Annotated in this window: 14 protein-coding genes, 1 tRNA gene and 1 pseudogene; 11 read left to right on the forward strand and 5 right to left on the reverse strand. The window is 54.7% G+C overall.

Features of this window, described 5'->3' with window-relative positions; genetic code table 11:
* Positions 1-800: pseudogene (locus tag ACWB12_RS11905) on the forward strand (type I restriction endonuclease subunit R); the annotation flags it as partial.
* A gap of 300 nt (positions 801-1100) precedes the next feature.
* Here the strand turns inward: ACWB12_RS11905 and ACWB12_RS11910 are convergent.
* Positions 1101-1190 (reverse strand) — tRNA-Ser (locus ACWB12_RS11910).
* Positions 1191-1405: 215 nt separating this feature from the next.
* Between ACWB12_RS11910 and ACWB12_RS11915 the strand changes: the two genes are divergently transcribed.
* From ACWB12_RS11915 to ACWB12_RS11955, 9 genes are read left to right on the forward strand one after another with little or no spacing between them, the layout of a single operon-like run.
* Positions 1406-2284 carry an SPOR domain-containing protein gene (locus ACWB12_RS11915; protein WP_479530304.1) on the forward strand — a complete coding sequence of 293 codons (879 nt, stop codon included), beginning with the start codon at positions 1406-1408 and terminating at the stop codon, positions 2282-2284.
* 18 nt (positions 2285-2302) lie between these two features.
* On the forward strand, positions 2303-3472 hold the full coding sequence (locus tag ACWB12_RS11920) for a D-alanyl-D-alanine carboxypeptidase family protein (protein ID WP_479530305.1): 1170 nt from the start codon (positions 2303-2305) through the stop codon (positions 3470-3472).
* Entirely contained in the window at positions 3472-4095 is a 624-nt protein-coding gene (gene tmk / locus ACWB12_RS11925) for a dTMP kinase (RefSeq protein WP_479530306.1), read from the forward strand. The genes ACWB12_RS11920 and tmk overlap by 1 nt, the downstream gene beginning before the upstream one ends.
* Complete coding sequence (locus ACWB12_RS11930) at positions 4092-5222, forward strand: DNA polymerase III subunit delta' (RefSeq protein WP_479530307.1); 1131 nt, start codon at positions 4092-4094, stop codon at positions 5220-5222. Before tmk ends, ACWB12_RS11930 begins: the two co-directional genes overlap by 4 nt.
* Before the next feature lie 12 nt (positions 5223-5234).
* Entirely contained in the window at positions 5235-6065 is an 831-nt protein-coding gene (locus ACWB12_RS11935) for a TatD family hydrolase (RefSeq protein ID WP_479530308.1), read from the forward strand.
* Positions 6065-6862 carry an MBL fold metallo-hydrolase gene (locus tag ACWB12_RS11940; RefSeq protein WP_479530309.1) on the forward strand — a complete coding sequence of 266 codons (798 nt, stop codon included), beginning with the start codon at positions 6065-6067 and terminating at the stop codon, positions 6860-6862. The genes ACWB12_RS11935 and ACWB12_RS11940 overlap by 1 nt, the downstream gene beginning before the upstream one ends.
* 27 nt (positions 6863-6889) lie before the next feature.
* The gene (locus tag ACWB12_RS11945; RefSeq protein WP_479530310.1) at positions 6890-7648 is read left to right on the forward strand and encodes a hypothetical protein; all 759 of its coding nucleotides are present in this window, start codon (positions 6890-6892) and stop codon (positions 7646-7648) included.
* 3 nt (positions 7649-7651) lie between these two features.
* On the forward strand, positions 7652-8581 hold the full coding sequence (locus tag ACWB12_RS11950) for an AEC family transporter (protein ID WP_479530311.1): 930 nt from the start codon (positions 7652-7654) through the stop codon (positions 8579-8581).
* Between the two features lie 51 nt (positions 8582-8632).
* A complete protein-coding gene (locus ACWB12_RS11955; protein ID WP_479530312.1) occupies positions 8633-9241 on the forward strand; it encodes a carboxymuconolactone decarboxylase family protein in 609 nt (202 codons plus the stop codon).
* Positions 9242-9297: 56 nt separating this feature from the next.
* Here the strand turns inward: ACWB12_RS11955 and ACWB12_RS11960 are convergent, their stop codons facing one another.
* The 4 genes from ACWB12_RS11960 to ACWB12_RS11975 form a co-directional block, all read right to left on the reverse strand.
* Complete coding sequence (locus ACWB12_RS11960; RefSeq protein ID WP_479530313.1) at positions 9298-10233, reverse strand: ABC transporter permease; 936 nt, start codon at positions 10231-10233, stop codon at positions 9298-9300.
* Positions 10234-10237: 4 nt separating this feature from the next.
* The gene (locus tag ACWB12_RS11965) at positions 10238-11533 is read right to left on the reverse strand and encodes an ABC transporter permease (RefSeq protein ID WP_479530314.1); all 1296 of its coding nucleotides are present in this window, start codon (positions 11531-11533) and stop codon (positions 10238-10240) included.
* A gap of 64 nt (positions 11534-11597) precedes the next feature.
* Positions 11598-12668 carry an ABC transporter substrate-binding protein gene (locus ACWB12_RS11970; protein WP_479530315.1) on the reverse strand — a complete coding sequence of 357 codons (1071 nt, stop codon included), beginning with the start codon at positions 12666-12668 and terminating at the stop codon, positions 11598-11600.
* A gap of 73 nt (positions 12669-12741) precedes the next feature.
* The gene (locus ACWB12_RS11975) at positions 12742-13836 is read right to left on the reverse strand and encodes an ABC transporter ATP-binding protein (protein WP_479530316.1); all 1095 of its coding nucleotides are present in this window, start codon (positions 13834-13836) and stop codon (positions 12742-12744) included.
* A gap of 365 nt (positions 13837-14201) precedes the next feature.
* Between ACWB12_RS11975 and ACWB12_RS11980 the strand changes: the two genes are divergently transcribed.
* Positions 14202-14606 carry a hypothetical protein gene (locus ACWB12_RS11980; RefSeq protein WP_479530317.1) on the forward strand — a complete coding sequence of 135 codons (405 nt, stop codon included), beginning with the start codon at positions 14202-14204 and terminating at the stop codon, positions 14604-14606.
* Positions 14607-14882 lie beyond the last annotated feature (276 nt).

A 14882-nucleotide genomic window follows, 5' to 3' on the forward strand; every position in this document is an offset into this window, starting at 1 on the left:
TATCCGAGGCGACCGATGTAAATGTCCTGCATGAGCTGAAAGACGTGTTGGATGATGTTGGCGTTTATGATTGGCATGAGGTCGAAGATTTCGTGGCGCGGTATTTCAACAATGAAGACGCTGACAATCTTAGCCCGATCATTGATATTGCCGCAAACCGGTTTAATGACGAATTGGAGATGGAGAACGACGAAAAGATTGATTTCAAAATCAAGGCCAAGCAGTTCGTGAAAATTTACGGCCAAATGGCGTCGATCATGCCGTTTGAAGTGGTTGATTGGGAAAAGCTGTTCTGGTTCCTGAAATTCCTTATTCCGAAGCTCAAGGTCAAAGACCCAAATCAGGCTTTGCTGGACGAATTGCTGGAATCTGTAGATTTGTCATCTTATGGGCTTGAGCGTGTGAAGCTCAATCACTCGATTGGGCTGGACGATTCAGAAACCGAAGTTGACCCGCAGAATCCAAATCCTAGAAGTGTACATACAGAGGACGACAAAGACCCGCTTGATGAAATAATCAGGACATTTAATGAGCGGTGGTTTCAGGGATGGAGCGCGACCCCAGAAGAACAGCGCGTGAAATTTATCAACATCGCTGACAGCATTAAAGCGCACCCGGATTTTGAAAGAAAATACAAAAACAATCCAGATCCCCACAATCGTGGATTGGCGTTCGAGAAAATGCTTAAGGGCATTATGCTGAACCGTCGCAAAGATGAGCTTGAACTCTACAAGCTTTTTGCAAACGATCCCGCTTTTAAAGCTTCATGGCAGCAGAGCATGGAGCGGTTGGTTGGCTAGGGCGGTTCAAACAGACAAAAAAATAGATTGGTGAAGGTTTCGTTCCCAGCCCCGCCCGCACAGCGCGCGGAAGTTCGAACTAGGAAAAATGGGCGGCCTTAATTTATGTTGTTTTACAACACCTTACGAAACTGAACCAAAACCCCTTTAGGCAACAGCTTTGGAGAATATAGGGGGTGCGAGAACCATTTCCGACCGGACTGCCAGAAGGGCACTCAACAGCCCACCACCTATAACCTTTGAAAACAACAAGAAAATTCGGAATCAGCCACAAGCGGAGAACGGGTTCTCGGGGGATAGTGGCGGAGGAGGTGGGATTCGAACCCACGGTAGACTTTCACCTACGTCGGTTTTCAAGACCGGTGCATTCAACCACTCTGCCACTCCTCCGACTGGGGCAGTCAATAGCGTGGTAATTGTGATTCTAAAAGCACCGAAATGGCGGGGAATTTCGCCGACATAGCTGTGCGCCCTTCCCATGAAACAACTGTATCGCTACTATGCCCTAAAAGCGTGGCACAAAGCGGCGTCAAAATTCGAGCAGTTGAGCCGAAAAACCGGCAAGGAGCGTTGCAGAGACAACGTCGATACATAGAGGGTAAGGCATGACGCAGACAAATTTCACAGCTTGGGCAAAAATCGGGCGATTGTCCCTTTTGGCCAGTATCGCAATCGCCCTTGCGGGGTGTGAAGACGGCAAGTCTTTCAATCTATTCAAGCCAAAGGGCGGCGGCGCTGAAGCGTCCATACCGGCCAACAGCAGTTCAACCCGACTGGTCGAACGCGACGTTGAATCGCCCGAAGTGTTTCAAGCAACCGATGACGGGTTGTGGGATGGGCGCCCGTCGCTTGGCGGTGTCTGGGTCGCACACCCTGACGTGGCAGACCCCGAGCGGGTGATTATCCGCAACACAACCAACGGCAAGTTCGTTATTGGCGCATTGTTCCGCCGCGAACGCGAAAACCCCGGCCCGAAACTGCAGATATCTTCGGATGCAGCTGATGCGCTTGGCATGTTGGCGGGCCAACCGGCAAAACTGAACGTAACGGCCCTGCGCCGTGAAGAAGTGGCTGAAGACGCGCCAACGCCAAGCGATCAAACGCTGGACGCTCCGGAAACCATTGATGAAACCACGCTCGATCCGATTGCCTCGGCTGCGGCAGCAATTGATGCGGCAGATGGCACGCCACCGATCGTAAAACCGACCCCTGCACCAAAACCGGCGGCCACCCCGAAACCGGCCTCTTCACTAACCAAGCCCTATATCCAGCTGGGTATTTTCAGTGTTAAATCCAACGCCACCAAAACGGCTGACAATATGCGCAAGGCCGGCATGGTGCCCGTTGTCAAAGAGCAAGCCAGCAGTGGTAAAACTTTCTGGCGCGTGCTGGTTGGACCTGCGGGGTCCAGCTCGGAGCGGGCAACATTGCTGAAGAAAATCAAAGCACTAGGTTTTTCTGACGCCTATTTTGTAACCAACTAGCAACGGAAAAAACCACCTATGAATTTGCGTACTCTGCCCCTGATTGCCTTTCTAGTTACGCTTATGGCCACACTGCCCCTGCGGGCACAATTCGACACGCGGGCAACAGCGGCCTATGTGATCGACCACACCACGGGCACTGTGTTGTTGACCAAAAACCCCGACTTGCCGCTGCCACCAGCATCGATGTCTAAACTGATGACCTTGAACATGGTGTTCGAGGCGCTGAAAGATGGGCGTTTGCGGCTAGATGACAAATTGCCAGTCTCGCAGCACGCAATGGATTATCAGGGCTCGACCATGTTCCTGAACACCTCCGACCGCGTGCGGGTCGAGGACTTGATCCGCGGTGTCATCGTGTTGTCGGGCAATGACGCAGCGGCTGTTTTGGCCGAGGCCTTGTCAACCGACGGCACCGAGGCCGGATTTGCACAGTTGATGACAATACGGGCCAAAGAACTGGGCATGACCAATTCGCATTTCACCAACTCGAATGGCTGGCCGCAAGCGGGCCACAGGATGAGCGTGCATGATCTGGCCATTTTAGCCAATCGGCTAATCACCGAATTCCCCACCTTTTACCCTCTGTTTGCGGAAACCGAATTCCTGTTTGATGGCCGCGCCCCACAAAATAAATCCAACCGCAACCCGTTGTTAAAACTGAATATTGGCGCAGATGGCCTAAAAACAGGCCACACCGTCGAGGCCGGTTTCGGGCTTGTCGGGTCGGCCAAACAAGGCGGCAGGCGGGTCATTTTCGTGATTTCCGGCCTGCAAAGCGCACAAGAGCGCGCCGAAGAAGCCGAGCGTATCGTCAGCTGGGCATTCCGGCAATTTGTCGAGAAAAAGGTTGCGACCGAAGGCCGAATGATTGCCCAAGCCGACGTCTGGCTGGGCGATGTCAGCCGCGTTGGTCTGGTCGCGCCCAAGGATTTATTGCTGCTAGTGCCCTCGCTGAACCAGAACGCACTAGAGGCCTCAGTCAGTTACCAAAGCCCGATAGAGGCCCCGATTGAGAAGGGTCAGCAGATCGCCGAACTGGTGATTAAACGCGATGGGATGCCTGATGCCCGACTGCCGCTTGTGGCGGATCGCACCGTCATACGCGGCGGCTTTTTACCCCGCATTCGCACGGCCGCCAAAATGCTGCTACAACAAGTTGCCGGAGGCGCACAGGACTTGTTGTAATGACACGCGGAATATTTATCACATTTGAAGGCATTGATGGCTCGGGAAAATCCTCGCAAGCGCAACTGCTGACCGAAACACTGAAATCGCTGGGCCATGACACCCTACGCACCCGCGAGCCCGGGGGGAGCGAAGGGGCCGAAGAAATTCGGCGGTTGCTGGTTGAAGGCGACCCAGACCGTTGGTCAGCGATGACCGAAATTCTGTTGTTCACCGCCGCACGCCGCGACCATCTGGAAAAAACCATTGAACCCGCGCTGGCGACTGGCAGAAACGTGGTTTCCGACCGGTTTGCCGATTCGACCCGCGTTTATCAAGGCGCTGCACGGGCTGACCTGCGCGATGTTGTGGACCAGTTGCATGCCATGATGATTGGCCGCGAACCTGACCTGACATTCATCATTGATATGGACCCAGCCAATGCCCTGACCCGTGGATTGGCGCGCCAATCTGGCGAAGATCGGTTCGAGGAATTGGGGCTGGAATTTCAGGAGGAGCTACGCACTGGTTTTCTTGCCTTGGCACAGGATTTCCCTAACCGTTGCCATGTGATTGACGGGGCGCGTGACATGGATGTGATCGCAGCCGAAATCGCCCAAATTGCAAACGACCACCTGAAATGAGCACCGATACTGGCCATCCCGAACCCGACTGCGTTGAGGGTGCCCCGCATCCGCGCGAAACCCACGCCCTGATTGGCCAGTCCAAACCCGAGGCCGCGTTTCTACAGGCGTATAATTCAGGACGTCTGCATCACGCGTGGCTGGTCACTGGCCCGCGTGGTGTTGGCAAAGCAACGCTGGCGTGGAAATTGGCGCGGTTCCTGTTGGCGGAACCTGCCGATGACGGACCCTCGATGTTTGGTGATACCACGAAACCCACCAGCCTTGAGGTGTCAAATGACCACCCCGTCACGCATCGTCTACTGGCCTTGTCTGAGCCGCGCCTGTTCCTGCTGCGCCGTGCGTGGGACGACAAGACCAAAAAACTGAAATCGGTCATCACAGTCGATGAAGCCCGCAAGCTGCGCAACTTTTTCTCCCTGTCAGCCGCCGATGGGGGCCGTCGCGTGGTGATCGTCGATACCGCTGACGAAATGAATCCCAACGCCGCCAACGCCCTACTGAAACTGTTGGAAGAACCCCCCGAACGCACCACAATGTTCCTGATCAGCCACCAGCCCTCGCGCCTATTACCGACCATCCGGTCGCGCTGCCGCGAGTTGCGCTGTAACCCGCTATCGCCCGACGATATGGCCACCGCCCTGACCAGCGCGGGTGCAGCGCCCGCCAACAACCCGACCGCGCTTGCCGCATTGTCAGGTGGGTCGGTTGGCGAAGCGCTGCGCCTGACCAATCTGGGCGGGTTGGACACCTATCAGGAAATCGTTACCTTGTTCACCACCCTGCCCCAACTGGACCGCAGCCGCACCCTGCGGTTGGCCGAAAGCGTGGTCGGCAAAGGCAAAGAAGCGCGTTACGATCTGCTGCTCGGTCTGATGGACCTATTTTTGGCCCGCATGGCCCGCACCGGCGCCAGCGGTGCCCCCGTCATTGAGGCCGCAAATGGCGAAGCCGCCCTGATGGTCCGCCTTGCCCCCACCCACTATGCAGGCCGCCAATGGGCGGAACTGCAACAAAGCCTTGGGGCGCGGGCAAGGCATGGCAAGGCGGTCAACCTTGACCCTGCCGCGCTCATCCTTGATATGGTTCTAAAGATTGATGCGGCTGCTGCAAAGGCGGCTGCCTAAAGGGGCAAACCCATGACCGACACACCGCAAATCCCACCAAAAAACCCACCGCAGATTACCGACAGCCATTGCCATCTGGATTTTTCCGATTTTGACGATGACATAACGCAAGTCGTGGAACGCGCCGTGGCCGCAGGTGTGGCCCGCATGGTCACCATTTGCACCAAGATGCGTGAACTGGATCAGGTCCGTGCCATTGTGGATGCCCACGCGCCCGTGTTCTTTGCCGCTGGCACCCATCCGATGAATGTCACCAAAGAGCCAATGGTGACGGTCAAAGAACTGGTGGCACTTGCGACGCATCCCAAATTCGTCGGCATCGGTGAAACGGGGTTGGATTACCACTATACCGCCGATAGCAAAGACATTCAGCAAACCAGCCTGCGCATCCATATCGAGGCCGCCCGCCAGACGGGCCTGCCGCTGATCATACACGCGCGTGCAGCGGATGATGATATGGCGCAGATATTGACCGAGGAACATGCAGCGGGCGCTTACACATGTGTCATGCATTGTTTTTCCTCCAGCGCCGAACTGGCCAAAGCCGCGCTTGATCTGGGGTTTTACCTGTCGATGTCCGGCATTTCCGCCTTCCCCAAATCGACCGCGCTGCGCGAAATTTTCGCATCCGCCCCCGTGGACCGAATTCTGGTGGAAACCGACGCGCCCTATCTGGCACCGCCCCCCCATCGCGGCAAACGAAACGAGCCGGCCTACACAGCCCTGACCGCTCGCATCGGGGCACAAACATTCGGCATGGACTACGCCGATTTCGCCCGGCAGACGACGGACAATTTCGAACGCCTATTCACCAAAGCCGCCGCTTATAACGGGGCCGTATAATGGCGGACCTTCGCGCCACCATCCTTGGTTGCGGGTCCAGCGGCGGGGTGCCGCGTATTGGCGGTGTCTGGGGCGATTGCGACCCTGAAAACCCGAAGAACCGTCGCACTCGCTGTTCTATGCTGCTGGAGCAGGTCGGTGATGCTGGCACCACCCGCGTGCTGATCGACACATCGCCCGATATGCGCCAGCAACTGCTGGCAACGGACGTGGATAAGGTGGATGCCGTGGTCTACACCCATTCCCACGCCGACCATGTGCATGGGCTGGATGACCTGCGGATGATCGTGTTCAACACCAAACAGCGGATGCCAGTCTGGGCCGATATGCCAACGCAGAACGACCTGTACGCGCGGTTTCGCTATGCGTTTATCACGCCCGACGGCTCGAATTATCCGCCGATTTGCGACATGCACACAATCGAGGGCGATGTGACCATTTCGGGGGCGGGCGGCGACATTACCCTGACCCCCCTGCCCGTGCAGCACGGTCAGATCAAGGCACTGGGATTTCGCGTCGCTGGTCTTGCCTACCTTCCCGACGTATCCGAAATTCCCGACACCACTTGGGGTTTGCTAAACGATCTGGACATCTGGGTGCTGGACGCCCTGCGCCGCAAACCGCATTCCAGCCACGTCCATCTGGAACGCTCGCTGGAATGGATCAAACGCGCCGCCCCGAAATGCGCGGTGCTGACCAACATGCATATTGATCTGGATTACGCCACAGTGGCCGCTGAAACCGCCGAGCACATTACACCTGCCTATGACGGGATGCAACTGATCCTTCCCCTATAGGGCTTGCACATTGGCGTGTAATCAAGTGTGATCCCCCCCATTCTTTTGGAGATTATCATACGCATTATCACCCTGCTATTTGCCCTGTTTCTATCCACAAATGCCGCACAGGCCGCCTCACCACTGCCGGTTTCGGTTGACGAAGGCCTGATTGCCATTGGCAGCCCAGAGGGCTTTTTATTTATCTTGCGTGAAGTAAAGGGCATCATCACCCAGCAAACCGATGTGATGCTGATTGCCCGCAATCGAAAAACCAATCTGGATGACCAAATCTGGCCGGTAATGCGGATGATTGACAGCGGATATAATTCTGATGAACGTGGTATTGAGGCGCAGATTGAACCGCTACCGCTTAAATCCCGCGTTAACCCGTTTGACATCCTGCTTTGGCGCAAAGCCCGCCCTTTGATGGCCATGTTGGGGAATTTTCGTAAAGATAACGCCATAACCAACTTTCGCGAACACAGCAGCTTAACGATCGTCTCGGATGGCGAGAAATACCGCTTGGCTGACAATGTGATGGCCGAATTGCTGAGCCTTAGCTTGAATACCACCCGCGCCGCCATGCCTCCATATTTCGTTGAGGGCCAGAACCGTGGTGGCATCGACAGTTTACTGGATGTGGTGATTGATCCAAGCGAGGAGTGCAAATACCATGATTTCAATCGTTTTTATGAACAAGAAGATCAAGGGTTTCAGGATTTCTGGATTGCCTATGTCACCTGTGAAAGTGATTATGCCATGTCCTATCTTTCAATGTTCCTGATGATTCCAAAACTGGACTAACCAATGTCTGCCCTGCTCGATGTCATCCTGCCTGTATTTCTGCTGATCGGCCTTGGCTATCTCGCCGTTTGGCGGAGCTGGATCAATAATGCAGGCATCGACGGGTTGATGGGGTTCGCGCAGAATTTTGCCATTCCGTTACTGCTGTTCCACGCCATTTCAACACTTGATCTGGGGCAGAACTTTGATGTTGCTATGCTGTTCAGCTTTTATTTAGGCGCGACGGCAGGGTTTGCAGCGGGGCTGTTTGGCGCACGATACATCTTTGGCCGCCCGTGGGAAGACAGTGTAGCTATCGGCTTTATCGGGTTGTTTTCAAACTCGGTCCTGCTGGGCCTTCCCATCACCGAACGTGCCTTCGGCGTGGATGCACTTGCCTCCAATTACATGATCATCGCCCTGCACGCCCCATTTTGTTACGGGCTGGGCATCACTGTGATGGAGATTGCGCGCAACCACGGTCATGGCTCGGTCAAGACCGTCAAATCCGTGCTGCGGGCGATGTTCCGAAATGTGCTGGTGATCGGCATTATGTTCGGCTTTGCGGTGAACCTGACCGGCACTCCGATCCCCGCATTCGTCACCGATGCGCTGGACCTGATCACCCGCGCCGCCCTGCCCACCGCACTGTTTGGAATGGGCGGGGTGCTGTACCGTTACCGCCCCGAAGGCGACATGCGGATCATCCTTTACATCAGCGCTGGGTCGCTGGTCCTGCACCCGACCATTGTCTGGTTCATGGGCAGCGCACTTTCCCTGCCCCAAGGCGCGTTTCGTTCGGCGGTTCTGACCTCGGCCATGGCCCCGGGTATCAACGCCTATATCTTTGCCAATATGTATGGGGTGGCCCGCCGCGTGGCGGCATCAGCCGTGTTGCTGTCCACGGCTGCGACAATATTTACCGCATGGATTTGGCTGGGTTTGCTTGGGTAATACGCGCATATCCTGTAGTGTGATCCAACCCAACAGCAAGGAAACGCAATAATGAGCTGGATAAAAACCATTCCCTACGCCGACGCCACCGGCAAATTGAAGAAACTGTATGACCGCGTCAAAGGTGCGGACGACAATGTCGACAATATCATGATATCCCATTCCTTGCGCCCCCACACGATGGAAGGGCACATGGCGATTTACAAATATGTGCTGCACCACACGGGCAATACCACGCCGAAATGGTTTCTGGAGTTGATCGGGGTCTGGGTCTCGGCGCTGAACGAATGTGAATACTGTATTGAACATCACTTTGCAGGCATGAAACGCCTGCTGGGTGACGACACACGCGCCGATGAATTATACGAAGCGATTAATGATGGCGATGTTGATGTTGCCCCTTTATCAGACGCGCAGAAAATGGCGCTGGGATATGCGGCGATGCTGACTCTGACACCGTCAGGGGTGAGCGAAGACATCATCAATGCGCTGCGCAGTGCGGGGTTTGACGATGGGGAAATCCTCGAAATCAATCAGGTCACAGCCTATTTCAACTACGCCAACCGCACGGTGCTTGGGTTGGGTTGCAATACCGATGGCGACGTGATCGGCCTGTCCCCGAACAATTCGGATGATCCTGACGATTGGGGACACCGTTAGGCGGACAATAATTCCTTCAAGGAATTATACTCGGAATTTTTCAAAAATTCCGGCTGCTAGTGCGGTGTGATCCCGCGCAGTTTTTCACTGCGGCGACGTAGCAGTTCCACCGTCGCCAGCAACATGGTCGAGATAATCACAAGGATCGTTGCCACCGACAGGATCGCAGGGCTGATCTGCTCGCGGATGCCGTTCCACATCTGGCGCGGGATGGTTTGCTCGTCCAGCCCACCGATGAACAGCACCACAACCACTTCGTCAAACGAGGTGACAAAAGCAAATAACGCGCCTGAAATCACGCCGGGCAGGATCAGCGGCATGATGATCTTGAAAAACGTGGTACGCGGATTGGCCCCAAGGTTGGCGGCAGCGCGGGTTAGTGAGTGGTCAAACCCGACCAATGTCGCCGTCACGGTGATGATCACAAACGGAATGCCCAGCGTGGCGTGGGCCAGAATGACGCCGAGATAGGGAATTTCCCATCCCAGAATTGACCAATGGCTGATGCCGATTTTCGAGTAGAAGAAAAACAGCCCTGTTGCGGTGATGATGATTGGCACAATCATCGGCGAAATAAGGATAGCCATAATAGGGCGCCGATACGGCATGTCGGGTTTAGACAGCCCAAGTGCGGCGACTGTGCCCAGAACCGTGGCCAGAATGGTGGCAAAAAACCCTATTATGATCGAGTTTTTCGTCGCCTTGATCCAATGCGCATTTTCCCACGCATCGGCCCACCACGAGCTATCGCGGGCCACATCCGGCGCGTTCATCCCGAAGGTTAGCAGCAGGTCATACCAGCGGGCTGAATAGCCAGCAGGGTCCAACGCCAGCATTTCTTTGGTGAAGGTGAAATAAGGCTGTGCGTTGAACGACAGCGGGATCACGATCAGGATAGGCGCAATCAGGAACAGAAAGATCAGCGCACAAATCGTCAGATACGTGTAGTGCCAGGCTTTCTCCAGCGGGGACGCGTATTTAGGTAAGGCCATATCGTTATCCCAGCTTCAGATTGTCGATGCCCACCAGCCGGTCATATAGCCAGTAGAGGATCAGAATGCCGCCCAACAAAAGCGACGCAAGTGCCGCCGCCATTGACCAGTTCAGCGATTTGGTCATGTGAAAAGCGATCAGGTTTGAAATCAGCGTGCCATCTGCCCCGCCCACCAACGCGGGCGTGATGTAATAACCAACCGCAAGGATGAAAACCAGCAATGCGCCTGCGCCAATCCCCGGCACGGTTTGCGGGAAATAAATGCGGCGAAATGCGGTCCAGCTGGTTGCCCCCAGCGAGCGCGCGGCCCGCACATAGGACGGGTTGATCGGGCGCATAACGGAATAGAGCGGCAGCACCATGAACGGCAACAGGATATGCGTCATAGCAACGATGGTACCGGTCTTGTTATACATCATCTGTATTCGGTTTGCGTCGTCCAGCAGACCGGTGCCGACCATCGCATCATTCAGCACCCCTTGGCTTTGCAGCAGGATCATCCAACTGGTGGTTCGCACCAATAGCGACGTCCAGAACGGCAACAGAACAAAGATCATCAACAGGTTGGAATAGCGTAGCGGCAGCGTGGCCAGCAAGTGCGCGATTGGGTAGGCCAGCAGAAACGTCAGGAAAGTGATCAGCAGTGATACCCCCAATGTGCGGGCAAACAGTTTCACATAAACGCGGCGATTTTCCTCGACCCGTTCAACATCGCCAGCAGCATCCTGCGTGCGGTCCACGGCGGCCAGATAAAAACTACCGGTATAGGATGACGACGCACTGCGCATCACCTGCCATAGTTTGGGGTTTTCCCACTTGGCACTGACCCCGATCAATGCCTCTTTGAACGGCGCTTCCAGTTTGGCAGCTTTACGCGCGGCTTGGGTAAACAGCGACCGCGACCCGGCCAGCCCGTAATTGATCCGCGTGCCCGCCGACCCGGGGGCCTTTAGGCGTTTTAGTTCGATCAAATCGGTGACAAGCGCTGCATAGGCGGCCTCGTCCGGCTCAACCCCAAGCGGGTTTTCATCAAACCACGTGGCGAGATTGACCATGATTGGCGTGTTCTCGCCTGTGCCCAGATTGTGGTGCATGGTAAAACCGTCGTTAAAAACAGACCGGTGCAACATTTGCCCGATTGGTAGAATGAATGTCACAAGGATGAACAAAAGCAGCGGCAACACCAGCATAAACGCGCGGCGGCGTGATCGGGACTGGGCATAGGCCAGCGCCTCTTTCAGCGGTTTGCCGTCAGCCGTGGTCAGGCCGGTATCTAAGTTCGTTGTGCTGTCAGCCATGAGTTCATCAACCTGTTGGTAAGTGTGGGCGGCGCGCGTGAACCCCGCGCCGCCCTTTATCAGCTTAGTTAGCCAGCCAAGCGTTGAAACGCTCGTTCAGCTCAGCGTCATGGTCAACCCAGAATTCAAAGTTGTTGACCAGCGCGTTGCCAAGGTTGGCAGCAGCTGTGGGCATATGTGGGCCCATATCGGTTTTGCCGTCCGAATATTTCCCAACCAGTGCACCCGAAGATTTACGGGCAGGACCGTAGGAAATATAGCTGGCCTGATCCGCCAGACGCTGTGTGTCAGTTGAGAACGCAATGAACTTCAGCGCCTCTTCCTTGTTAGGCGCACCTTTGGGGATCACGAACAGATCGAAATCAAGGATTTGACCGTCCCAAACCACAACCAGTGGCTGGTTTTCAGCAATGGCGGCGTTAAATATACGACCGTTATAGGCGGTCGACATTACAACTTCGCCGTCAGCCAGCAGTTGTGGTGGCTGCGCGCCAGCTTCCCACCAGACGATGTCGGCTTTGATGGTGTCGAGTTTCGCAAATGCGCGGTCGATGCCTTCGGATGTGCCCATCAGGTCGTAAACTTCGCCAGCAGGAACGCCATCAGCCATCAGCGCCATTTCAAGCGTTGCTTTGGCAGATTTACGCAGACCACGTTTGCCCGGGAATTTTTCCAGGTCAAAGAAATCGGCGATTGTTGTCGGTGTGCCGTCATTGTTCGCTGAATTGAACGCGAACACTGTGGACCAAACGATGTTGGCAACAGCGCAATCTTGCAATGCGCCATCGATGAAATCGTCCGCAGCAGCTGTGCCATCAGGGGCCGCTGGCAGCATGGATGTGTCGATTTCTTCCAGCAGACCTTCGTCGCACAAACGGATCGCATCCGAGAATTCAACGTCGGCGACGTCAACAGTCACGTTGCCCGCTTCAACTTGGGCTTTAATTGGCGTCGCTGGGTTGTCGCTATCGACTGAATTCACAGTGATGCCGGTCTCGGCAGTGAATGGTTTATGATAGGCTTCCACTTGCGATTTCGTGTAAGCACCCCCCCATGACATGACGGTCACTTCGGCAGCGGTTGCCGCAAAAGCAAAGCCGGTCAGGGCCGTTGTTAAGATAAGTGTCTTTTTCATGTGTTTTCTCCCTTATTACATGAACTGCTCAGTTATGGTGTCAGGGCGTTACCCGCCCCTATCGTTCAGATTATTATAGCGGATCAAGGGCGCGCGCGTCTTTCGCGTCCCATGTGATTTGCGTAGTTTCGCCAACGACCAAATGTTTATGGCCCGCGGCATTGGGCACTTTAACGACGAACTCGTCATTTCCATGCACGTTCAAACGACAACGGATGTGATCGCCCAGATAGATCAGCTCCAGCACTTGGGCCTCTGTCGAATTCGGTCCGGCCTTTTTAGTGATCGTCACCCGTTCAGGTCGGATCGAAATCAGCGTTTTCGCGCCAACCTCACCGCAATTCACAGCCAGAGCCGCACAGGTGCCGCCGTTGTCCAGCTTGATTGTGGCGATGTCGCCTTTCAGCGACTGCACAGTGCCGTGCAGCTTGTTATTCTCCCCAATGAACTGCGCCACAAAGCTGTTTTCAGGGCGTTCATACAGATCCTCAGGGGATGCAAGCTGCTGAATGCGCCCATCATCAAACACCGCGACACGGTCCGACATGGTCAGCGCTTCGGATTGGTCGTGCGTCACGTAAACCACGGTGATACCTAGGCTTTCGTGAAGATGTTTGATTTCAAACTGCATGTGTTCGCGCAGCTGTTTGTCCAACGCCCCCAACGGCTCGTCCATCAAAACCACTTGCGGCTCGAACACCAGTGCGCGGGCCAACGCGATGCGTTGCTGTTGGCCACCGGACAATTGCGCCGGACGGCGAAGGGCAAAATCGCCCATCTGCACCATGTCCAGTGCGCGTTTCACTTTGGCTTCACGCTCGCTCTTGCTCATGCCGCGCACTTCCAGCGGGAACGACAGGTTTTCGCCAACCGTCATATGCGGGAACAGCGCGTAGGATTGAAACACCATACCAATGCCGCGTTTATGCGGCGGAATGTCATTGATCGAAACACCCCCCAGCTTGATTTCGCCATGGGTTGCGGTCTCGAAACCGGCCAGCATCATCAGACAGGTGGTTTTGCCAGACCCTGAGGGGCCGAGCATGGTAACAAACTCGCCCTTGGCAATCCGTAAATTGAGATCTTTTACAACAAGCACTTCGCCGTCGTAGCTTTTCTGCACGTGGTCGAATTCGACGTACGCGGCATCCGAGTCGGTCATGGCCACTAGGCGGCTCCCTATTTTTCATATCCGGCAGATTGTCCTGCGCTCTCTAGGGGCTGAGTAAAACGAATGGCGCGGCGTAATGCAACAGCACGACGGCACTTAATGCAGTGTTCACGACCTTTTGCGTCGGTTTTGGCCAGCCTTATTGATGCAAGCCAGTGAAACTCGGCCCCCTTGGGCACATGAAGCCCCGATCAGGAGCCTAAATATCGCCTCTCGAATCAATAAAACCGGAAACACTTAACAATATTCGCATTTTATAATATGAGTATTTGAATGTTTCTGTGTCCGTGCCGGTTTTTCAGGCCGGATCACATCCCCCACGACGTCCTGTTGCACGTCCAGCAAAGCGAGAGCATATCGAGATGTACAGACGTGTAAACAGCGGACGTTTTATCGGCCTGACGACATTGCTGATTGTGATTGTGATGGCTGTGTTTACCTGGGTGATGTATGGAATGGCCCAACAGGTTTTCACCATGACCGATATTATGATGGAGCTGAACGAAAGCATCAAAACCATGGTGGGCACCCAAGTTAGCATGGCAGATGACATGCATAACATGAGCAACAGCATGCTGACGATGAACCAGGACATCACTGTTATGAACGAAAACATGGGTTCGATGACCGGCACTATGAAAACCCTGTCTGGCGCCATGAACAACATGGCGGCCAATATGAACCGGATGACCTATGATATCGGCCAGGCCACCTATGCCTTGTCCAATCCGATGTCCTATATGTGGGGCAATGCATTCCCCTTCTAGGCGGGCGAATCACCTTGGTGTTTTTTCACCTGTTTCCGACTGACAGCATATGGGCCCATGTTTGGTCATTTTGACCAATAGGGGTGTAAGGTGTGATTTATCCAACTCATGCCGCATTGTCCTGACACGCCATATTCTGCGCAATACGCCTGCGGGTATTAAGCATATAAATAAGGCGTTTCTACATATTTATACATGTTACTAACCTGTAGGGCCAATGCCATTTCAGGCGCACCAATATATCTGCACGATTATTCATATATGAATATTTTGATA

The sequence above is a fragment of the Profundibacter sp. genome, assembly GCF_056498605.1.